This window comes from Micromonospora sp. C81, assembly GCF_018070425.1.
Lineage (GTDB): Bacteria > Actinomycetota > Actinomycetes > Mycobacteriales > Micromonosporaceae > Micromonospora > Micromonospora zamorensis.
On the sequence record NZ_JAGPXS010000007.1, the window covers coordinates 174,944 to 194,198 of the forward strand.

The window sequence follows — 19,255 nt, forward strand, 5'->3', positions numbered from 1 at the left end:
CGGGATCGGGCGGCCCTTTCGTATCCGCGTACCGCCGCCGGAAACCGGCCAGTCAGCGCATGATCATTAACGGTCACCGCACGACAGAAGGAGACCACTATGGGATTCACCCCTCTCGCCGGCACCCGGGCGCCGGTCCGGGTCTGGACCGACCCGTACGCCATCGAGCCGCAGGCCGCCCGGCAGCTGCGCAACATCGGAGCGCTGCCCTGGGTGCAGGGCGTCGCCGTCATGCCCGACGTGCACTTCGGCAAGGGTGCCACTGTCGGTTCGGTGATCGCGATGCGACAGGCCGTCTCACCGGCCGCGGTCGGCGTCGACATCGGCTGCGGGATGTCGGCGGTCCGCACCTCGCTGACCGCCGCTGATCTCCCGGACGACCTGGCCGCGCTGCGTTCGGCCATCGAGGCCACCATCCCGGTCGGCTTCGCCCAGCGGCAGGAGATGGTCGACACCCGTCGGATCCGTGGTCTGGAGCAGTCGGGCTGGGACGACTTCTGGGGCCGGTTCGCCGGCCTGGACCGGCGGGTGGCGCAGCTGGAGACGCGGGCGCGTCGGCAGATCGGCACCCTCGGCGGGGGCAACCACTTCATCGAGGTCTGCCTGGAGCAGGGCGGCGCCGACGAGGGACGGGTCTGGCTGATGCTGCACTCCGGGTCCCGCAACATCGGCAAGGAGCTGGCCGAGCGGCACATCGGGGTGGCCCGGGGCCTGCCGCACAACGCCGACCTGCCGGACCGGGACCTGGCGGTGTTCCTCGCCGGCACGCCGGAGATGGACGCATACCGGCGGGACCTGTGGTGGGCGCAGGAGTACGCGCGCCGCAACCGGGCCGTCATGCTGGCCCTGCTCTGCGGCGTGGTGCGCGAGCAGTTCCCGCAGGTCTCCTACGACGAGCCCATCTCGTGCCACCACAACTACGTCTCGGAGGAGAGCTACGACGGGGTGGACGTGCTGGTCACCCGCAAGGGCGCGATCCGGGCCGGCCGGGGGGACCTGGGCATCATCCCCGGGTCGATGGGCACCGGGTCGTACATCGTGCGGGGTCGGGGCAATCCGGACGCGTACTGCTCGGCGTCGCACGGGGCTGGGCGGCGGATGTCGCGGGCACAGGCGAAGCGGACGTTCAGCACGGAGGACCTGGCCGCGCAGACCGCCGGGGTGGAGTGCCGCAAGGACGCCGGGGTGGTCGACGAGATCCCCGGCGCGTACAAGGACATCACCGAGGTGATGGCCCAGCAGGAGGACCTGGTCGAGGTGGTGGCGCACCTCAAGCAGGTGGTCTGCGTGAAGGGTTGAGAGGCCGTGCGGGCCGGGGTGACCGGCCCGCACGGCACCGGCTCAGAAGCCGACGAAGACCCGACGCAGGTCGTCCAGGGTCACCGGCCCGGTCACCCGGACCCCCTCCGGGGTGTGCTGGGGACCGAGCCGTCCGGTGGCCAGCCGCAGCCACGCCTCGGCGGGGGCGGTCAGCTCCCCGTCGGGCTGCTCCGGCGCGTCGACGACGTCAACCTTCTCGCCCAGCCGCAGCCCGAAGGTCCGCTCGGGCGCCTGCAGCCGGACCAGCAGGGTGGCCTCCCGACCGCCCAGCTCCTGCGGGCGGCTGGTCCAGGCCAGCATGCCGCCGATCTGGTCGAGCAGCAGCCCCACCGCCGCCGGCGTCACCGCCGCGAACGAGTTGAACCCCACCTCGACGTCCCACTGGTGCAGGGCGAACTCGCTGAGGCGGAACCGGGCCGCGGTGGCCACGTCGACCGGCTCCGGCAGGAAGCCGAGGTCGATCCGCATGGAGGCCCGGGTCTCGCCGTCCAGCGCCTCGTACGCCTCGACCAGCCGCTCGTTGGTGGCGAGGAACCCAGCGGCGTGCTCGGTCGGGGACATCGCGTCCCACCGTGCCCAGACGCCGCGGTTGAAGTCCCCGTCCGGGCCGGGCGCGCCGGTGCGGGCGGCGTCCAGCGTCGCCAGGTTGATCTCGGCGCCGCTGCCCAGGTGGCTCAGCACCTGGGACACCTGCCACTCGCTGGCTCCCGAGGGGCGGAGCAGGTCGTCTTCCTTCAGGTCCCGTACGAGCGCGGCGAGCTCCTCGTGGCCCGCGCGCAGAGCCGTGATGATCTGGTCAGCAGGGGTCGACATGGATCTCCTCAAACGGACTTTCGACGATGGTCGGGACGTTACCGGAAGCGGCCGCTGGCCGGGCTCGCCCCACGTCGGGGCGGTCCGGCCGGCAGCCGCGTCGGTCGGCTCAGCCCATGTGCACGGTGTTGCCGGTCGGGATGTCCTCCTTGCGCACCTTCACCAGGATCAGAGTGGCCAGCCCGGCGAGCACGATCAGGGCCGCACCCCAGGCGAACGCCACGCGGTAGCCGTGCACCAGAGCCTCGATCTGGTTGACCGGGTTCGGCACCCGACCGACCAGGTACGCGGCGACCGCGCTGGTGTACATGGTGTTCAGCAGGGCAGTGCCGAGCGAGCCGCCGATCTGCTGGGTGGCGTTCAGCGTCGCGCTGGCCGCGCCGGCGTCGTGCTCCGGCACCCCCACCAGGGCGAGGCTGGACAGCGGCACGAACGTGAAGCCCAGGCCCATGCCGAGGATGACCTGGGCGGGCAGCAGGAGGGTGAGGAACGAGGTGTCCACGTCGATCTGGGTCAGCGCCAGCATGGCCACGGCGGCGAGCACGGCGCCGCCGACCATCAGCGGCTTGGCACCCACCCGTGGCATCAGCTGGCTGGCGCCACCAGCGGCGATCAGCACGCCGACGGTGACCGGAAGCGACGCGAGCCCGGCCTCGAGGGGCTTGTACTGCAACACCACCTGGAAGTAGAAGGTCAGGAACAGGAACGCCCCGAACAGGCCGGCACCGATCAGCGTCGAGGCGAGGTACGCCCCGCCCCGGTTGCGGTCCAGGATGATCCGCAGCGGCAGCAGCGGGTGGTTGGAGCGCAGCTCGATCACCACGAAGATGGCGAGCAGCGCCACACCGGCGGCGATGAAGCCGAGCGTCTGGGTGGCGTCCCAGCCGTCCTCGGCGGCCTTGGTGAAGCCGTAGACCAGGGAGACCAGGCCGGCGGTCACCACGATCGCGCCGGGCACGTCGTAGCGGGTGTTGCCGTGCGCCCGGCTCTCCGGCACCAGCGGGAGGGCCAGGGCGATGGCGATGGCCGCCACCGGGATGTTGACCAGCAGGCACCAGCGCCAGTCGGCGTACTCGGTGAGCACCCCACCGAGCAGCAGACCGACCGCCGAGCCACCGCCGGCGATCGCGCCGTACACCGCGAAGGCCTTGGCCCGCTCGGTGGCCTCGGTGAACAGGACGGTGAGCAGCGCCAGCGCCGCCGGGGCGAGCAACGCGCCGAAGGCGCCCTGAAGCGCACGGGCGGCGAAGAGCATGCCGCCGGTGGTGGCGAGGCCGCCCAGTGCGGAGGCGAGCGCGAAGCCCGTCATGCCGACCAGGAAGGTGCGCTTGCGCCCCCAGTAGTCGGCGATCCGGCCGCCGAGCAGCAGCAACCCGCCGAACGCCAGCGTGTAGGCGGTGACCACCCACTGTCGGTTCGCGTCGGTGATGCCCAGGTCGGCCTGGGCCTGCGGCAGCGCGATGTTCACGATCGTGGCGTCGAGCACGACCATCAGCTGCGAGACCGCGATGACCGCCAGCGCGATCCAGCGCCGCGGGTGCGGCGCTCCTGTCGACGTCCCGGCGCCGGGCGCGCCGGGGGCGGTCGAGGTGGTTCCGGGCATGGTGAAGCCTTCCGTGTTGCGAATGTCGAGAAAGAGATCAGGCCTGAGACGGGCGGTCGTGCTGGTAGCGGAGAACCGGGATCAGCACCTGGTCGACGACCTGGGTGAGGAACGCGTCATCGGCGGGTAGGCCGTGCGCGACGATGCGGGACATGGTGAGCGCGGGCGCCAGATCGTGGAACAACTCGCGCTCGCCGGCCTCCGGCGGGATCTCCCCCCGGGCGGCGGCACGGACCAGGATGGCGGTGCTCGCCACCCGCCCGGCCGGGAGCACCTGGCGGCGTACCAGGCGTTCCAGCTCGGGGTTGGTCCGCATGGCGAACGTCAACGCCTGCATGAGGTCACAGTCGGCCACGCAGATCGCCGCCGTGGCGCGCAGCAACTCGATCAGGTCACCGCGCAGGGAACCGGTGTCGGGCGGGTTGTGCACCCCCACCTGCCGGCCGCCCAGGGCGGCGACGACCAGCTCGGCCTTGCCGTCCCAACGCCGGTAGATGGTGGCCTTGCTGACGTGGGCGCGAGCGGCGACGGCGTCGATCGTCATCCGGTCGTAGCCGACCTCACGCAGCAGGTCGGTGACGACGGCGAACAGGTCGCCGTCGGTGCAGCGTGGGCCCCGGGCCGCCGGCACTCCGGCACCCGCTCCCACCTGCTGACCACCCAGCATCCCCGCACCCCCATGAAACGATGTCGTACTGACACTAGTTCTCCAGGCTGGAAACATGCAGGCTTTCGTGAGTTGCGTCGCAGGACGTCAACGAAACGATTACGTTTCCGAGCGGAGTCCGGTGGGTGAACGTGCTGGTCAGACACCGGGTGCGAGGATCACCGGCACCGCCGTCGTGTTGATCCGTGAACCGTCGAGGGCGGACACCTCGTACACCTCGACAGTGCCCTGCTGCTCCCGAGCCGCCCGCCAGCCGACCACCACGCGGTAGCCGCCCCGGCAGCCGCTGCCGCAACTGGCGGTGCCGAAGCCGGTGGCCACCTCCCGGCCGGCGGCGTCCAGCACCCGCACGCTCACCGTGGCCTCGAACACCGTGGCGGTGCCCGTGACGACGAGCGGGGCGGCCACCCGCTCACCGGCGACCGGGCTGGTCACCACTATCGGCGGCAGCAGGTCCGCGTAGTCCGGCCGACCGACCGGGCCCGCGCCGCCCAGGCTGACCTGACGCACGGTGGGGAACTGGGTGAGCGTCCACACCACCTGCGCCTCGCGTAGTCGCCGCTCCGCCGGGTCGCCGACGGACGGGACCCGCAGCGTCGCCGTACCGTCGGTGATTCGGGTGACCTCGATGCCGGCCGGGACGAGGGTGGTCAACCCGGCGGCGGCCTCGGCCGGCGTGGGTCCGGCGGCCAGCTCGGTCACCGCCAGCCGGGACGTCGACAGGGTGGCCGGCCGGGCCCGCCTGGTCGGCACGAGCTGCCCGGCGCGGACGAGCCACAGCTCGATGGTCACGGTGTCGCGCGTGCCGGCCGGCCCGGGCGAGGGCGTCGTGGGTGATCGTGGAGGCCCCGCCGAGGGGATCGGATCCGGACGGTCGGTCGATGCGGCGCTCGGCGGGGCCGTGCTCGGCGGTGCCGCGCTGGACGGCGTCGTGCTGGACGGCGCCGCCGCGGGTGCCGGGCCGAGGGCCCCGGAGCGCGGGGTGCCGCACCCGCTCACCAGCAGGCCGGCGACGAGCACCGACGCGATCACACAGTGCCGGCTCATGCGCTGTCACCCGCCGCCGTGGCGGCCCGCTCGCCGTCGTCGCTCGCCGGCGCGGGGAGACCGTGCGCCGGCAGCTCCAGCCGGAAGCAGGTGCCGGCGCCGGATTCGCTGCGGACGCTCAGCACACCGCCGAGCACTGTGGCGTGTTCCCGGGCGATGGCCAGCCCGAGCCCGCTGCCGGGCGCGGACCGGGACGGGTCGACCTTGTGGAACCGGTCGAAGACGTGGGGCAGGTGCTCCACCGGGATGCCCGGCCCCTGGTCGGTGACCTCGAAGACGACCACCGGGCCCGCCCCGGTCACGGTGGCCCGGATCTCCCCGCCGCCGTGTTCGACCGCGTTGGCGACCAGGTTGGCCAGCACGCGCTCCAGCCGGCGCGGGTCGGTGCGCAGCGTGATCGCGTCGCCGCTGACCAGAACCCGCTCCGACCAACCGCGTGTCGCGACGATCCCGTGCAGCAGCGCCGACGCGTCGACGGACCCGACGGCCGGCTGCTCCCGGCCGGAATCCAACCGGGAGATCTCCATCAGGTCCTCGACCAGCCGGCGCAGCCGGACCACGTCGCCGACCAGCAACCGCGCGGCCGGTCGCGCATCGCCGGGCAACTGGTCGAGGTGCTCACCCAGCAGCGACGCCGCGGCCACCAGGGCGGTCACCGGGGTACGCAGCTCGTGCGCCACATCGGCGGTGAACCGCCGCTCACGGGCCTGCGCGGCCGACAGTGCCGCGATCTTCGACTCCAGTGCCTCGGCCATCTCGTTGAACGTCGCCGCCCAGACGCTGAACTCGTCGCGCCCGCGCACCGGCAGGCGGGTGTCGAGCAGGCCCTCGGTGAGCGCCCGGGCGGCCCGGCTGGCCCGGCCCACCGGCTCCAACGTGCGTCGGGCCAGCGCGTGACCCACCCCGGCGGCGAGCAGCACCACGAGCACCCAGCCCGCCACCAGTGCGGAGCGCAGCTGACCCAGGTCGGTGGCGACGTCATCCTCCACGGTGAGGACGTACAACTCGGCGGTCGAGCCGGGAATGCGCCCGCCGACCACCAGCAGCCGAGGACGTTGCGCCGGTGCGGAGCGCTGGTAACCGAGCTGTCCACCCGCGACTGTGGCCCGCAACCCGGTGCCCAGCGTCGGGGCGTACGCCGGGTGCGAGGGGCGGCTCGGGCCGTCGACGAGCACCACGTGCCGGCCGCTGGCCTCGAAGCTGGTGAGCAGGTCGGTGCTGCGTTGCTCGGTCAGCGGGAGGAACTGTCCGGCGAGCACGAGTTGATAGCGGGCGTCGGCGGCTGCCTCCTGCAGCGACGCGTCCCACCAGGACTGCCGCAGCAGCAGCCCGGTCCCACCGGCGAGCAGGCCGGCCGAGACACCCGCGACCAGGACGAACGCGATGGTCAGCCGACGCCGCAGGCGGCCCGGGATCACCGCGCGTCCGGCCATCGCCGACCCTCCCGTCAGCTCACTGACAGCTTGTAGCCGGCGCCACGCACGGTACGGACCAACCGTGGCTGCGCCGGGTCCTCCTCGATCTTGGAGCGCAGCCGTTGCACCGCCACGTCGACCAGCCGGGAGTCGCCGAGGAAGTCGTGGTGCCAGACCAGGTCCAGCAGCAACTCGCGGGTGAAGACCTGGCCGGGTCGGCGGGCCAGCTCCAGCAACAGGCGGAACTCGGTGGCGGTCAGCGCCACCTCCCGGCCGTGCCGACGGACCACGAAGCTGCCCGGGTCGATCTCCAGGCTGCCGACCTCGATGATGGTGGACGGGGCGGTAGCGCTCATTCTGCGCAGCACCGAGCGGACCCGGGCCACCAACTCGGGCAGGTCGAAGGGCTTGCGCAGATAGTCGTCGGCGCCGCACTCCAACCCGACCACCACGTCGATGGTGTCGGTGCGCGCGGTCAGCATCAGGATCGGCACCTGACTGGTACGCCTGATCTCCCGGCAGACGTCCAGGCCGTCCAGACCGGGCAGCATGACGTCGAGCACGATCAGGTCGACCGGGTGAGCCCGCCACGCCGCGAGGGCCTGCCGCCCGTCGACGGCGGTGTCGACCCGGAAGCCGGCGCGGCGCAGTCCGAGGGCGGTGACCTCCCGGATGGAGGCGTCGTCCTCGACCACCAGCACGCGGCCCTCCATCACCCGAGAGTAGACCCGCCGCCACGGTGCGCAGCCTGGCGAAACGGTCGGGTTCCACGGACCGGCCGGACCGTTGAGCGGCACCGACAACCCCACCTCGCACCGGGCCGAGCGTTGATCTCGACGTGGGCTACTGAGATCATCGATCGCTCGGATCAGCACACCGCCTGATCCGGCGGTCAGCGCGTACCGACCGCCACGCCCATCGGCGGCGGACGGCGCGTGCCGTTGCCGGTGGCCCGCGGGCCGCCTCGATCCGACCAGCTCACACGAAGGGGCACGACGTGCAACGTCACGGCTGCGTGATCCGACTCCGACCGGAGCAGCGGGAAACCTATCTTCGGCTGCACGCCACCGTCTGGCCGAGCGTCGAGCAGACGCTGCGCGAGGCGAACTTCCGCAACTACACCATCTTCCTCCACGACGACCTGCTCTTCGGCTACTACGAGTACGTCGGCGACGACTACGACGCCGACCTGCGGCTCATCGCTGCGGACCCGCAGACACAGGAGTGGTGGAAGCTGACCGACCCGTGTCAGGAGTCGCTCGCCGAGCCCGGCTCGGGGGACTGGTGGGCGCCGATGCGGGAGGTCTGGCACCTGGCCGACGAGGCCGTCGAGCAGGCACCCGACCCGGCCGGGCAGGGCTCCGGCAGCTAGCTGACACGGAGGCACGACGGCGGCCTACCGACCCGCGACGAACGCCGGTCGGATGAGACCCCAGTGGACGGGCGGGGCCGAGGGCCCCGCCCGTTCCTGTCGACCGGCGGGAGGCAGTGCCGTGGACTTTCGTACGCCCCGGTGGGGTGACAACTCCGCTCCCGCATTGAAGACTAGCTTCATTCGTTGGTGTAGATCGGTCAATATCCTACGGAGGAAGCGTGCTCACCAGAAGAAGCCTGCTCGTCGCTGCCGGTGCGGCGGTGGTCGGCGCCGTACCGCTGGCCAACTCGGCCACCGCCGCGTTGCCGCAGCTGGACATGGAAGCGGTGATCAAGGCGGCGCAGATCGACCCGCGTCGGCCGGACACCGCTCTCACCGACGGGGCCAAGGACAGCGTCCTGCTGGTGGAGCGCGCCCTCCAGGCGAGAGGTCTGCTGTCGTCGACGTACGTCGACGGGCATTTCGGCACCAGCACGATCGCGGCGTACGCGGCGTACCAGAGGTCTCTCGGCTACACCGGTCTCGACGCGACCGGCCTGCCCGGCCCGTCGTCGCTGCGGTCGCTCGGCGAGGGGCGTTACACAGTGGTCAGGGCGATCTCACCAGGCAGCGTGGTGACCCTGCGCGGTGTGCAGGTCAACACGCGCACCAGGTCGATGCTGTTCGAGGCCGAACGCCTGCTCGGCCGTCAACTCGGCATCACGCAGGGCTCGTACAGCAGCGGTGTGGGCGCATCCGCCGGCACGCACGACGGCGGCGGTGCGCTCGATCTCTCGGTCAGCGGGCTCTCCTCAGCCGTGCGAACGGATGTGCTGCGTCGACTGCGGACTGTGGGCTTCGCCGCGTGGCTGCGGACCCCGGCCCAGGGGGACTGGGGCTATCACATCCACGCCATCGCGCTGTCCGACACCGATCAGTCGACAGGTGCGCAGAACCAGGCCGGCGACTATTACCTCGGTCGTAACGGGCTGGCCAACCGGGGCGCCGATGACGGGCCGGCAGTGAGCCCCAAGCGGACCTGGGAGGAATACCAGCGCACGCTCTGAGGCTCACGGTCCTCCCATGACCGTGGCCGGCGCATGATCCACTCGCGTTCGTGACAGTCGGGGCATCCGCGATGTCCGGACGCCCCGACTTCACCACAGTCGAGTCGACCGAGTCTTCGAAAAGATTCTGGCGGTCCTGTCGATTGGGGTTGATCCTCTTCGTAGCCCTGGTGAGAGCCCGGCACAACAGCGGGCCACGCACCCACTGGAGGGCACGATGACCAGCACAGCGACCACCACTACCACCACCGCGTCGACCTTCGGCGCGCTGATTCGTACCGGTCTCATCGCCACGGTCGCCGCGAGCGCCGCCACCATGGCCGTCGCCGCCGTCGGCCACGCGGCGGGCATCAGCCTCGACGTGGCCGACGCGCCGATCCCGGTGACCGGGTTCGGCGTGCTGACCGCCGTATTCTCGCTGGTCGGGGTGCTCCTCGCCGCGTTGCTGTCCCGTTTCGCCCGGCGTCCGCGGCGCACGTTCGTCCGCACGACGGTGGTGCTGACCGTCCTGTCGCTGGTGCCGGACGTGATCGCGGACGCCGGGGTGGGCACCAAGGCGCTGCTGATGCTCACCCACCTGGTCGCGGCCGCGATCGTGATCCCCGCCGTCGCGCGCCGCCTGGCCGTCTGACCTGCCGCCACTCACCCGTCGACCTACCGGAGGAACGTCATGAAGCAGTACCTGCTGTCCGTGCACAGCGTCGAGGGCGCGCCGGCCCCGTCCGACGAGGAGATGCAGACCGTGTTCGCGGAAACCGGCCGGATCAACGACGAGATGCTGGCCGCGGGCGCCTGGGTCTTCGGCGGAGGGCTCCTCTCGCCGGACAGCGCCACCGTCGTCCGGGTCGAGAACGGCGCCACCACCATGAGCGATGGGCCGTTCGCCGAGACGAAGGAGCACATCGCCGGGTTCTGGGTCATCAGGTGCGAGGACCTGGACCAGGCGCTCGCCTGGGCCGAGAAATGCGCGGCGGCCTGCGGCCCGGTCGAGGTGCGCCCCTTCGACGACCTGTCCCAGGCCTGAACAGGGGTCGGTCACCCGACATGGACCTGGCGAGCATCTACCGCGCGGAGTATGGCCGCTGCGTCGCGACCCTGGCCCGCGTCCTCGGTGACATCAACCTCGCCGAGGAGGCGGTCCAGGACGCCTTCACCACGGCGTTGCAGAAGTGGCAGACCCCGCCGCCCAACCCGGGTGCCTGGATCGTGACCACCGCCCGCAACCGGGCCGTCGACCGGCTCCGCCGGGAGTCGACCCGCGAGGCCCGGCACGCCCAGGCACTGCTGCTGCACCACCAGGACGAGCCGCGAGAGGTGGGACCGGTGAAGGATGACCAGCTGCGACTCATCTTCACCTGCTGCCACCCGGCGCTCGCTCCCGACGCGCGGACCGCCCTCACGCTGCGCCTGCTCGGTGGCCTCGACGTATCGGAGATCGCCCGGGCCTACCTGGTCCAGGAGGCCACCGTCGCCCAGCGGATCGTGCGCGCCAAGAAGAAGATCCGGGACGCCAACATCCCGTACCGGGTGCCCGCCGAACATGAGCTGCCGGACCGGCTGCCGCCGGTGCTCACCGTGCTCTACCTGATGTTCAACGAGGGGTACGCGTCCACCGCCGGGCCGTTGATCAGAACGGACCTGTGCACCGAGGCGATCCGGCTCACCCGCGAACTCGCCGCGTTGATGCCCGACGAGCCCGAAGTCCTGGGCCTGCTCGCCCTGTTGCTGCTGACCGAGGCCCGCCGCCCGGCCCGGCTCGACGCGACCGGCGAGCTCGTGCTGCTGGCCGACCAGGACCGGTCACTGTGGAACCGGGCCCTCATCGCCGAGGGCCACGACCTGGTCCGCCGCTGCCTGCGGCGCAACCGGCCCGGCCCGTACCAGATCCAGGCCGCGATCAGCGCGGTGCACACCGACGGCGCCGCCACCGACTGGCCACAGGTTCTGGCACTGTACGACCAGCTCCTCGTGATCACGCCAACGCCGGTCGTCGCGCTCAACCGTGCCGTCGCCGTCGCCGAGGTGCACGGGCCGGCGGTGGCCCTCGCCGAGTTGGAGGGTGTCGACCTTCCGGGCTACCACCGGCTGCCTGCCACCCGGGCCGAGTTGCTCGCCCGGCTGGGACGCGACGACGAGGCACGAGCCGCCTACGACCAGGCCGTGGCACTGGCCACCAACGAGACCGAGCGGGCCTACCTGCGGACCCGTCGTACCGCACTGAGTCACCAGTGAACGGACAACATCATGAACAGCTCCCAGGAACTCGTCTACCGCCCCACCCTGCACGTCTGAGCCGTCCCGACACCCACCGCCCCGGCGACGGACGCGTCTGCCGGGGCGGCTCGGTGTCCGGTAATGATCACCACTGGTGGGCCACGTCGAGCACGACCCGACTGTGTCCGCCGGGACCTGCGAGGACGAACGTGCGGAACGGCAACCGCGCCCGTACGCCGACCGCGAAGGTGCTGTAGCCCTCGAAGCTGCCGCCGAAGACGACGTCACGCAGTGTCGGGTAGCGCAGCAGGTTCGCGACGTGCTCACCGACCGCGTACGGCACCGTGCCCTGGTGTGCGTCGTCGTACGCCGGTGCGCGCAGCGACACCCGCAGCAGCGCCCCTCCCGCGGTGTACGGCGACAACGCCAGCCCCTCGCCCTCGGTCCACGTCTCGCCGTAGCCGACCGCGTAACCGTCGACCGGGCCGGCGAACTCGAACACCACCCGGTCGTAGCAGTCGTGCCGCCCGGTGCGGACGTCGACCAGCGGGGCGTCGCTGAGCGCGCCGGCCGACTTCTCCGCGCTGCCCCAGGTGATGCCGCAGTACGCCGACCCGGTCGTGGTGCCCGCCGCGGTGCTGCTGCCCGCTCCGACGAGCAGCCCGGCGAGGACGACCACCATCGCCGTCAGTGCGCTTCTGATCCTCATCGTGGTTCTCCGTTCGAGATTCGGGGCCACGTGGCGGCGGCGCTGCCGGTGGCCCTCTGCCGCCACCGTCGTCCCTTCTCGGCACTGGCACTTCGCCACGGCGTAACCGCCGCGTAACAGTGGATTTCCTCGGCGGTATGACGCTTCCGCTATGTCGGACATCGGTCGCCCGGGCTCTAGCATTCACGTACATCGATGATCGGTGGCCGGTGGCCGCCGGGCGACCGTAGGGGAGTGCGTGATGTTCCGACGACAACTGAGACGTACGGCGATGGCCATGCTGGTGGCCGTGCTGGCGGCAGCCGGGGTGCAGCTCGCCACGGGCGCTCCGGCCGCCGCCGTACGGACCGTCTACTACGACGCGAGCCGGACCGGTGAGTTCCGCACCAACTTCGACCAGGCGGCGCAGATCTGGAACAGCCGGGTCAGCAACGTCCGGCTGCTGGCCGGCACCCCGGCCAGCATCACCATCTACGTCGACGACGGCTGGCCCCGGGCGCAGCCGACCGGCCTCGGCTCGGGACGGATCTGGATGGGCCGCACGGCCGTCAACCAGGGCTACGACCGTAACCGCATCGCCGCCCACGAGATCGGGCACATCCTGGGCCTGCCGGACCGGCGTACCGGCCTGTGCACCGACCTGATGTCCGGCAGCAGCGCCCCGGTGTCCTGCCGCAACGCCAACCCCAGCTCGACCGAGGCGAGCCGGGTGAACTCGCTGTTCGCCGGCAGCCTGGCCGCTCCGGCCAGTACGACGTACACCTGGACCGGCGACTCCGACATCGAACCGTTGGTGGTCGGCGGCCGACCGGCGTCGGAGAACTACCCGTTCATGGTCTACGTCTCCGGCTGCACCGGCACGCTGATCAAGGGCAACTGGGCGGTCACCGCCAAGCACTGCTCGACGCCGTCCTCGGTGCGGGTGGGCAGCGTCAACCGCTCCAGCGGCGGGACTGTGGTGCGGGTGACCCGTGCGGTCAACCACCCGAGCGTCGACGTCAAGCTGCTGCAACTGGCCAGCTCGGTCACGTACGCCCCGGCACCGATCCCGAGCACCTCCGGCGCGGTCGGCACCGCCACCCGGATCATCGGCTGGGGCCAGACCTGCGCGCCCCGGGGCTGCGGATCGGCACCGGCGGTCGCCAACGAGCTGGACACGTCCATCGTGGCGGACAGTCGGTGCTCCGGCATCAACGGCCCGTACGAGATCTGCACCAACAACACCAACGGCAATTCCGGCGCCTGCTACGGCGACTCGGGTGGGCCGCAGGTGCGCCGCGTCAACGGAGTGTGGAACCTGATCGGCGCCACCAGCCGGGCCGGCAACAACAACTCCACCTGCGCCACCGGCCCGTCCATCTACGTCGACCTGCCGTCCATCCGGTCCTGGATCTCCACCCAGGTCGGCGGTCTGCCCGTCTGACCATCAAGGACAGTGCAGCGGGGACGCGCGCACGACGCGTCCCCGCTCGCGGCGTGTTGGGGTCATCCCGCGCAGTCGCCCATGGGATACGGTGCGTGGCATCTCGACACATCCGAGGTGGACCAATGCCTGCCCTCGTCGCCCTCGCGCTGACCCTCGCTCTCGCGCCCACGCCGTCCCCGTCGGCCACCTCAGGTCCGGTCGCTGGCCTCCTCGGTGGCGTCGGCCGGATCGTCGACGACCTCCTCGATGGCGGCGACCCGCCGAGCACGGCGCCAACCGCGCCCCCCACGCCGAGCCCGACGGCGGTCACTGACCAGCCCAGCCCGGTGCGGCCAACCGCGGCCCCCACGCCCGCGGGGTCGTCGGCCGCTGTCCAGGTCCCGACCGCTCCGGTCGCACCGGCTCGACCCGCCGGTGGCGAGGTCACCGGCACCCGGGAGGCAACCGTGCCCCGCCGTGACGGTGCCCCTCCCGCTCCGGTCACCCCGCCGACGCTCGCGAACCCCGCCCGCGACGGGTGGCCGCCGGTGTCCTACGTGCTGGTCCTGGCTGCCATGGTCGTGTTGGCCGTGTGGCTCCTGCGCCGCCGTCCGTCGGCCCCCGCCGCCGCACCCGCGCCGGATCTCGCACCCGCACCCGCGCCGGATCCCGCGCCGGATCCGGCACCCGTGCCGGATCCTGGACCCGTGCCGGACAATGTCAGCCGGTTGCCGACCAGCCTCAACGCGATCTACGAGCTGGGCCGGCTGGACGAGCGGCTCGCCCAGGAGCGCGGTCGCCCCACTTGATGAGGCGCGCCCACCGGCCTCACTGCGCCGAGTAGGCACCACGGCCGCCGGCTTTGACACGCCGCCGGCTGGTCGCTCAGGCCGGGTCGGCCAACCGGCGCTCGATGGTCACCGTCGTCCCCTCGAGGGTGGAGACCAGCCGCACGTCGCCGTACGCGTTCATCAGCAGCGCGCCGCGTCCCCGGTCCATCGCCGGTCGCCGGTCCCGCCAGGTGCCGAAGTCCCGCACCGAGATCCGGACCAGGCCGACACCGACCTGGACCCGCACCCGCACCTCCGGACGGCTGGGCCGCTGCGCGTGCTCGACGGCGTTGTTCATCGCCTCGGACGCGGCGAGCAGCAGATCCTCCAGCACGTCCGGGTCGACGTCGAGGTCGCCCAGAGTCCGCCGGACGTCCCGACGCATCATCGCGGCCGAGGTGGGTGCGGACGGGTATGCCCACCTGACGTCCAGGACGTCGCCCAGCCCGTTCCGGTCGGCCGGAGCCGCCGGCACCACGGACGTGTCGCCGACGGGTTCGACCGCCGAAGCCGGTGCGGTGGCGGTGACCTCGGCTGGTCGCGTTGTCGCCGATGCGGCGTCGACCGTCGCTGGGTTGGCGGCGATGCGGTCGCGGGCCCGCCGGATGGCCGCGCGGATCCGCGCGATCAGCTCGGTCGCGGCGAACGGCTTGACCAGGTAGTCGTCGGCCCCCAGGCTCAGGCCCTCCACGCTGGCGTCACCCCCGGCACGGGCGGAGAGCACCAGCACCGGCAGTGCCCGGGTCGCCGGGTCCGCGCGCAGCCTGCGCAGCAGGTCGAAGCCGTCCATCACCGGCATCATCACGTCGGTCAGGACCAGGTCTGGCCGCTCTCGGTGGATCTCGTCGAGGGCCTGCCGGCCGTCGGTGACGGCCCGTACCCGCCAGCCCTGCCCGGTGAGCAGCCGGGTGAGGTACGCCCGCATGTCGCTGTTGTCGTCGGCGACCAGGATCCGGGAACCGGCCAGCTCGTCCACCGCCGGGCCGATCGTACGGTCGGGCTCCGTCACACTGCCGTCCGGTTCGGCGAGCCAACCCATCGCCTCCTCGACAGCGGCGCGGGCTGCGTCGCCCCGCCCGTCCACCGGCGGGCCGATCAACGCCGTTCGGCGCGCCGCCGACCAGGGAAGCGCCACGGTGAAGGTGCTGCCGACGCCCACCCGGCTGGCCACCCGGACCTCGCCGCCCTCCAGCCGGGCCAACTCGTGCACCAGGGCCAGGCCGATGCCGGTGCCCTCGTGGCTGCGTGAGCGGGCGCCCCGCACCCGGTGGAAGCGTTCGAAGAGTTTCGGCAGGTCCTGGTCGCCGATGCCGATGCCGGTGTCGGCGACGGTGAGGCGTACCTCCTCGTCGTCGGTGTCCAGGGTGACCCGGATCCGGCCGATGAACGTGTATTTCAGAGCGTTGGAGAGCAGGTTGGTGACGATGCGTTCCCAGTTGACCGGGTCGATGGTGACCGGCCGTGGCAGCGGTGGGCAGGCCACCTCCAGGGTCAGCCCGGCCCGCTCGACGGCGGCCCGGAACACGCCGGCCAGCTCGGTGGTGAGCGCGGACAGGTCGACCGCGCGGGCCTCGCTGCGGGCCCGCCCGGCCTCCAGGCTGCTGAAGGTGAGGAGGCTGTTGACCAGCGTCAACAGTCGGGTGGCGTTGCGCCACGCGGTCTCCACCCGCTCCCGCTGCACGGGGGCCAGGGGCGCGGTGGCGTCGGTGAGGGCGTCGGCCAGTGGGCCGAGCATGAGGGTCAACGGGGTACGGAACTCGTGGCTGACGTTGGCGAAGAAGTCGGTCTTGACCCGGTCCAGTTCGGCCAACGCCTCGACCCGGCGCCGCTCCTCCTCGTACTCCTGGGCGTTGCGCAGCGCCACGGAGATCTGCTGCGCCAGCAGCTGGTTGAAGGACCGGTACGCCTCGTCGAGCCCTCGGCTGGGGCTGACCCCCGCCAGCAGGACACCGAGCGGCTGGTCCTCGTCGCCGGAGGGGAGTGGCAGCGCCAGCGCGGTGCGGACCAGGTCGCCCCACGGGCCGGCGGGCAGTGGCAGCCGTTCGGCGACGTCGGTCACCTGGGTCGGGCGGCCCTCGGCGGCGTCCGGCAGCCCCCAGGCGTACGCGACCGGGCCGGGGTCGGCCAGCTCCACGGTGTCCGGGAGTGCCCCCTCGTGTCCCTGGTCGCCGCCGGTGCGGGCGAGCCGCCGCAGCACCGTGCCGTCGCGCAGGTAGATGGCGGCGAACGGCACGTCCAGCGGGTGGCTGTCGATCGTGTCGATCAGCCGGGCACCGGTGGCGTCCACGTCGACGGTGCGCCCGTCGCCGAGAACGGACAGGTCGCGCAGCAGGCGCAGCCGGCGTTCGCCGACCACCTGCTCGGTGACCTCGCTGCAGACGGTGAACACCCCGACCGTGCGGCCCTCGTCGTCGCGGGCCGGCGCGTGCGAGACGCTGAAGTACGCCTCCTCGCGGTAGCCGGCCCGCTCCAGCAGCAGTTGCAGCGCGGGGACCCAGCTGGCCACCCCGGTCGCCATGGCCTGCTCGATCAGCGGGGCGAGCACGTCCCAGCCCTCGGCCAGGGTCACCCGCACGTCGTTGCCGAGCGCGGCGGGGTGCTTGTCGCCGATCAGCGTGGAGTACGCGTCGTTGTAGAGCTGGGAGAAGTCGTCGCCCCAGAGCAGCAGCATGGGGTAGCGGGAGGAGAGCACGAGCCGGACCGCGGCGCGCAGGCTCTGTGGCCATCCGCTGACCGGACCCAGTGGCGTACGGGCCCAGTCCAGCTCCGCCATCAGCCGACCGGTGTCACCGCCGCCGCTGAACAGGTCGATGCTGGGTCGTGTCACGCTCGACCCGGCCCCATCGCTAGCCCCCGTTCCGGGCCCGACGACCCCTGCTGGCGTTACCTACCCATCCTGGCACCTCTACTCACCTGTGCCGCCGCCGGTACCCACCGTCGAAGCGGCGGCGGTTCGGGACGAACGACCGATGCCCAATGGATCGACATCTGTAAGTGTCTCGGGTATCTCTCCAACCCCCGAGGAGCCCCCATGAGAGGCAGAACGCTGAGCGCGGGAATCGCGCTTGCCGTGTTCGCCGGAATGACGGTGACGCTGGCCGCCCAGCCGGTGGCCGCGTCGCCCATGACCACGATGACGGAGGCCCGGCCGATCGCCGCGACCGCCGCCGCGTTGGCAGCACCGGACATCTCCGTCAGCAACGTCCAGGCCCACCTCACCCAGTTCAACAGCATCGCCACCAGCAACGGCGGTAACCGCAGGGCCGGCTCGGCCGGCTACACCGCCTCGCTCACGTACGTCAAGACCAGGCTCCAGTCGGCCGGCTACACCGTCAGCGAGCAGTACTGCTCCAGCTGCACGTACCCCTCGAACAACCTGATCGCCGAGTGGCCCGGCGGCCCGACCGACCAGGTGGTCATGTTCGGCGCCCACCTCGACGGCGTCTCGGCCGGCCCCGGCATCAACGACAACGCCACCGGCTCGTCCACCCTGCTGGAGAACGCCCTGGTCCTGGCCGCGCAGAACCCGACCATGACGAAGAAGGTCCGGTTCGCCTGGTGGACCGACGAGGAGCAGGGGCTCAACGGCTCCCGGTTCTACGTCAACTCGCTCAACACCACCCAGCGCGGCTACATCAAGGGCTACTACAACTTCGACATGGTCGGCTCGGTCAACGGCGGCTACTTCATCAACCGGGTCACCTCGACCACGGCGGCGCCGCTGAAGGCGTACTGGGACTCGTTGGGCCTTGCGCCGGAGGAGAACGTCGAGGGCCAGGGCCGCTCCGACGACTACTACTTCCAGCAGGCCGGCATCCCCACCTCGGGCTACGCCGCCGGGGCCAGCGCCCGCAAGACGAGCTCCCAGGCCGCCAAGTGGGGCGGCACCGCCAACTCGGCGTACGACCCCTGCTACCACCGTGCCTGTGACACCACCGCCAACGTCAGCGCGACGGTGCTGAACAGGGCGGCCGACGGTGTCGCGTACGCGCTGTGGCAGCTCGCCGTGGGCGGCGGCACCCCCACCAACGACTTCTCCGTCGCGGTGAGCCCCACGACGCGCACCGTCGCGCGGGGCGCCAGCACCACCGCCACGGTCTCCACCGCCACCACGGCCGGCTCGGCGCAGTCGGTCAGCCTTTCCGCCTCCGGCGCGCCCAGCGGGGTGAGCGTCTCGTTCAGCCCGTCCTCGGTGACCTCCGGCGGCTCGTCGACGATGACCCTCACCGCGTCGTCAAGCGCCGCGACCGGCACCTTCACGGTGACGGTCACCGGCACCGGCTCGGTCACCCGCAGCGCCACCCTCACTCTCACCGTGACCGGCACCGGCGGCTGCGCCGCCACCCAGGTGATCGGCAACGGCGGCTTCGAGAGCGGCGCCACGGTGTGGACGGCGTCCTCCGGCGTTATCACCAACTCCAGCAGCAAGCCGGCCCGGACCGGGTCATACAAGGCGTGGCTCAACGGGTACGGCAGCACCCGCACCGAGACCCTGTCCCAGTCGGTGACAGTGCCGGCCGGCTGCGCCAGCTACACGCTGTCGTTCTGGACTCGCATCGACACCGCCGAGACGACCACGTCCACGGCGTACGACAAGCTGACCGTGCGGATGGGCTCGACCACGCTGGCGACGTACTCGAACCTCAACGCCTCCACCAGCTACGTCCAGCGCACGCTCAACGTTGCCGCGTACGCCGGGCAGACGGTGACGCTCACGTTCACCGGCTCCGAGGACTCGTCGTTGCAGACCAGCTTCGTGATCGACGACGTGACGTTGCAGGCGAGCTGACCGCGTACCCGCAGAAGCGAGC

At 71.8% G+C, this 19,255-nt stretch carries 17 protein-coding genes and 1 pseudogene; 10 read left to right on the forward strand and 8 right to left on the reverse strand.

The genetic code is table 11. From position 1 onward, the window contains the following. Positions 1-99 precede the first annotated feature (99 nt). On the forward strand, positions 100-1,299 hold the full coding sequence (locus KBX46_RS14500) for an RtcB family protein (protein WP_210792894.1): 1,200 nt from the start codon (positions 100-102) through the stop codon (positions 1,297-1,299). A gap of 42 nt (positions 1,300-1,341) precedes the next feature. On the opposite strand, the gene KBX46_RS14505 is transcribed toward KBX46_RS14500, so the two are convergent. From KBX46_RS14505 to KBX46_RS14530, 6 genes are all read right to left on the reverse strand, one after another. Then, positions 1,342-2,133 (reverse strand): maleylpyruvate isomerase family mycothiol-dependent enzyme, encoded by a 792-nt coding sequence (locus KBX46_RS14505; RefSeq protein WP_210792895.1) that lies wholly within the window; start codon positions 2,131-2,133, stop codon positions 1,342-1,344. Positions 2,134-2,242: 109 nt separating this feature from the next. After that, on the reverse strand, positions 2,243-3,736 hold the full coding sequence (locus KBX46_RS14510) for an MFS transporter (protein WP_210792896.1): 1,494 nt from the start codon (positions 3,734-3,736) through the stop codon (positions 2,243-2,245). A gap of 37 nt (positions 3,737-3,773) precedes the next feature. After that, complete coding sequence (locus KBX46_RS14515) at positions 3,774-4,403, reverse strand: TetR/AcrR family transcriptional regulator (RefSeq protein ID WP_157743969.1); 630 nt, start codon at positions 4,401-4,403, stop codon at positions 3,774-3,776. A 138-nt stretch (positions 4,404-4,541) separates the two neighbouring features. Beyond that, positions 4,542-5,450 carry a Gmad2 immunoglobulin-like domain-containing protein gene (locus KBX46_RS14520; protein ID WP_210792897.1) on the reverse strand — a complete coding sequence of 303 codons (909 nt, stop codon included), beginning with the start codon at positions 5,448-5,450 and terminating at the stop codon, positions 4,542-4,544. Next, positions 5,447-6,883, reverse strand: a complete 1,437-nt coding sequence (locus KBX46_RS14525) for a HAMP domain-containing sensor histidine kinase (RefSeq protein WP_210792898.1) — start codon at positions 6,881-6,883, stop codon at positions 5,447-5,449. The genes KBX46_RS14520 and KBX46_RS14525 overlap by 4 nt, the downstream gene beginning before the upstream one ends. A gap of 14 nt (positions 6,884-6,897) precedes the next feature. Further along, positions 6,898-7,578 (reverse strand): response regulator transcription factor, encoded by a 681-nt coding sequence (locus KBX46_RS14530; protein ID WP_210792899.1) that lies wholly within the window; start codon positions 7,576-7,578, stop codon positions 6,898-6,900. A 284-nt stretch (positions 7,579-7,862) separates the two neighbouring features. On the opposite strand from KBX46_RS14530, the gene KBX46_RS32880 reads away from it, so the two are divergent. From KBX46_RS32880 to KBX46_RS14555, 5 genes are all read left to right on the forward strand, one after another. Beyond that, the gene (locus KBX46_RS32880; protein ID WP_088947880.1) at positions 7,863-8,237 is read left to right on the forward strand and encodes an L-rhamnose mutarotase; all 375 of its coding nucleotides are present in this window, start codon (positions 7,863-7,865) and stop codon (positions 8,235-8,237) included. Positions 8,238-8,458: 221 nt separating this feature from the next. Further along, positions 8,459-9,286: a peptidoglycan-binding protein gene (locus KBX46_RS14540; RefSeq protein ID WP_210792900.1), complete on the forward strand. Its 828-nt coding sequence runs from the start codon at positions 8,459-8,461 to the stop codon at positions 9,284-9,286. Positions 9,287-9,503: 217 nt separating this feature from the next. Next, positions 9,504-9,917: a DUF6069 family protein gene (locus tag KBX46_RS14545; RefSeq protein WP_210792901.1), complete on the forward strand. Its 414-nt coding sequence runs from the start codon at positions 9,504-9,506 to the stop codon at positions 9,915-9,917. 39 nt (positions 9,918-9,956) lie between these two features. Further along, complete coding sequence (locus KBX46_RS14550; protein ID WP_210792902.1) at positions 9,957-10,310, forward strand: YciI family protein; 354 nt, start codon at positions 9,957-9,959, stop codon at positions 10,308-10,310. A gap of 20 nt (positions 10,311-10,330) precedes the next feature. Next, complete coding sequence (locus tag KBX46_RS14555; RefSeq protein ID WP_210792903.1) at positions 10,331-11,518, forward strand: RNA polymerase sigma factor; 1,188 nt, start codon at positions 10,331-10,333, stop codon at positions 11,516-11,518. Positions 11,519-11,645: 127 nt separating this feature from the next. Here the strand turns inward: KBX46_RS14555 and KBX46_RS14560 are convergent, their stop codons facing one another. Further along, entirely contained in the window at positions 11,646-12,209 is a 564-nt protein-coding gene (locus tag KBX46_RS14560) for a hypothetical protein (protein WP_099852833.1), read from the reverse strand. A 307-nt stretch (positions 12,210-12,516) separates the two neighbouring features. Between KBX46_RS14560 and KBX46_RS33295 the strand changes: the two are divergent. The 3 genes and pseudogenes from KBX46_RS33295 to KBX46_RS14570 all read left to right on the forward strand — a co-directional run. Then, a pseudogene (locus KBX46_RS33295) lies at positions 12,517-12,924 on the forward strand (snapalysin family zinc-dependent metalloprotease); the annotation flags it as partial. Between the two features lie 3 nt (positions 12,925-12,927). Continuing rightward, positions 12,928-13,632, forward strand: coding sequence for a trypsin-like serine protease (locus tag KBX46_RS33300; RefSeq protein WP_370453083.1), 705 nt, complete (start codon positions 12,928-12,930; stop codon positions 13,630-13,632). Between the two features lie 125 nt (positions 13,633-13,757). Beyond that, on the forward strand, positions 13,758-14,423 hold the full coding sequence (locus KBX46_RS14570) for a hypothetical protein (protein ID WP_210792904.1): 666 nt from the start codon (positions 13,758-13,760) through the stop codon (positions 14,421-14,423). A gap of 76 nt (positions 14,424-14,499) precedes the next feature. Here the strand turns inward: KBX46_RS14570 and KBX46_RS14575 are convergent, their stop codons facing one another. Beyond that, positions 14,500-17,271 carry an ATP-binding protein gene (locus KBX46_RS14575; protein WP_210792905.1) on the reverse strand — a complete coding sequence of 924 codons (2,772 nt, stop codon included), beginning with the start codon at positions 17,269-17,271 and terminating at the stop codon, positions 14,500-14,502. A 204-nt stretch (positions 17,272-17,475) separates the two neighbouring features. Here KBX46_RS14575 and KBX46_RS14580 point away from each other — a divergent pair, with 204 nt between their 5' ends. Continuing rightward, positions 17,476-19,233, forward strand: a complete 1,758-nt coding sequence (locus KBX46_RS14580; RefSeq protein WP_210792906.1) for a M28 family peptidase — start codon at positions 17,476-17,478, stop codon at positions 19,231-19,233. The last annotated feature ends 22 nt before the right edge of the window (positions 19,234-19,255 follow it).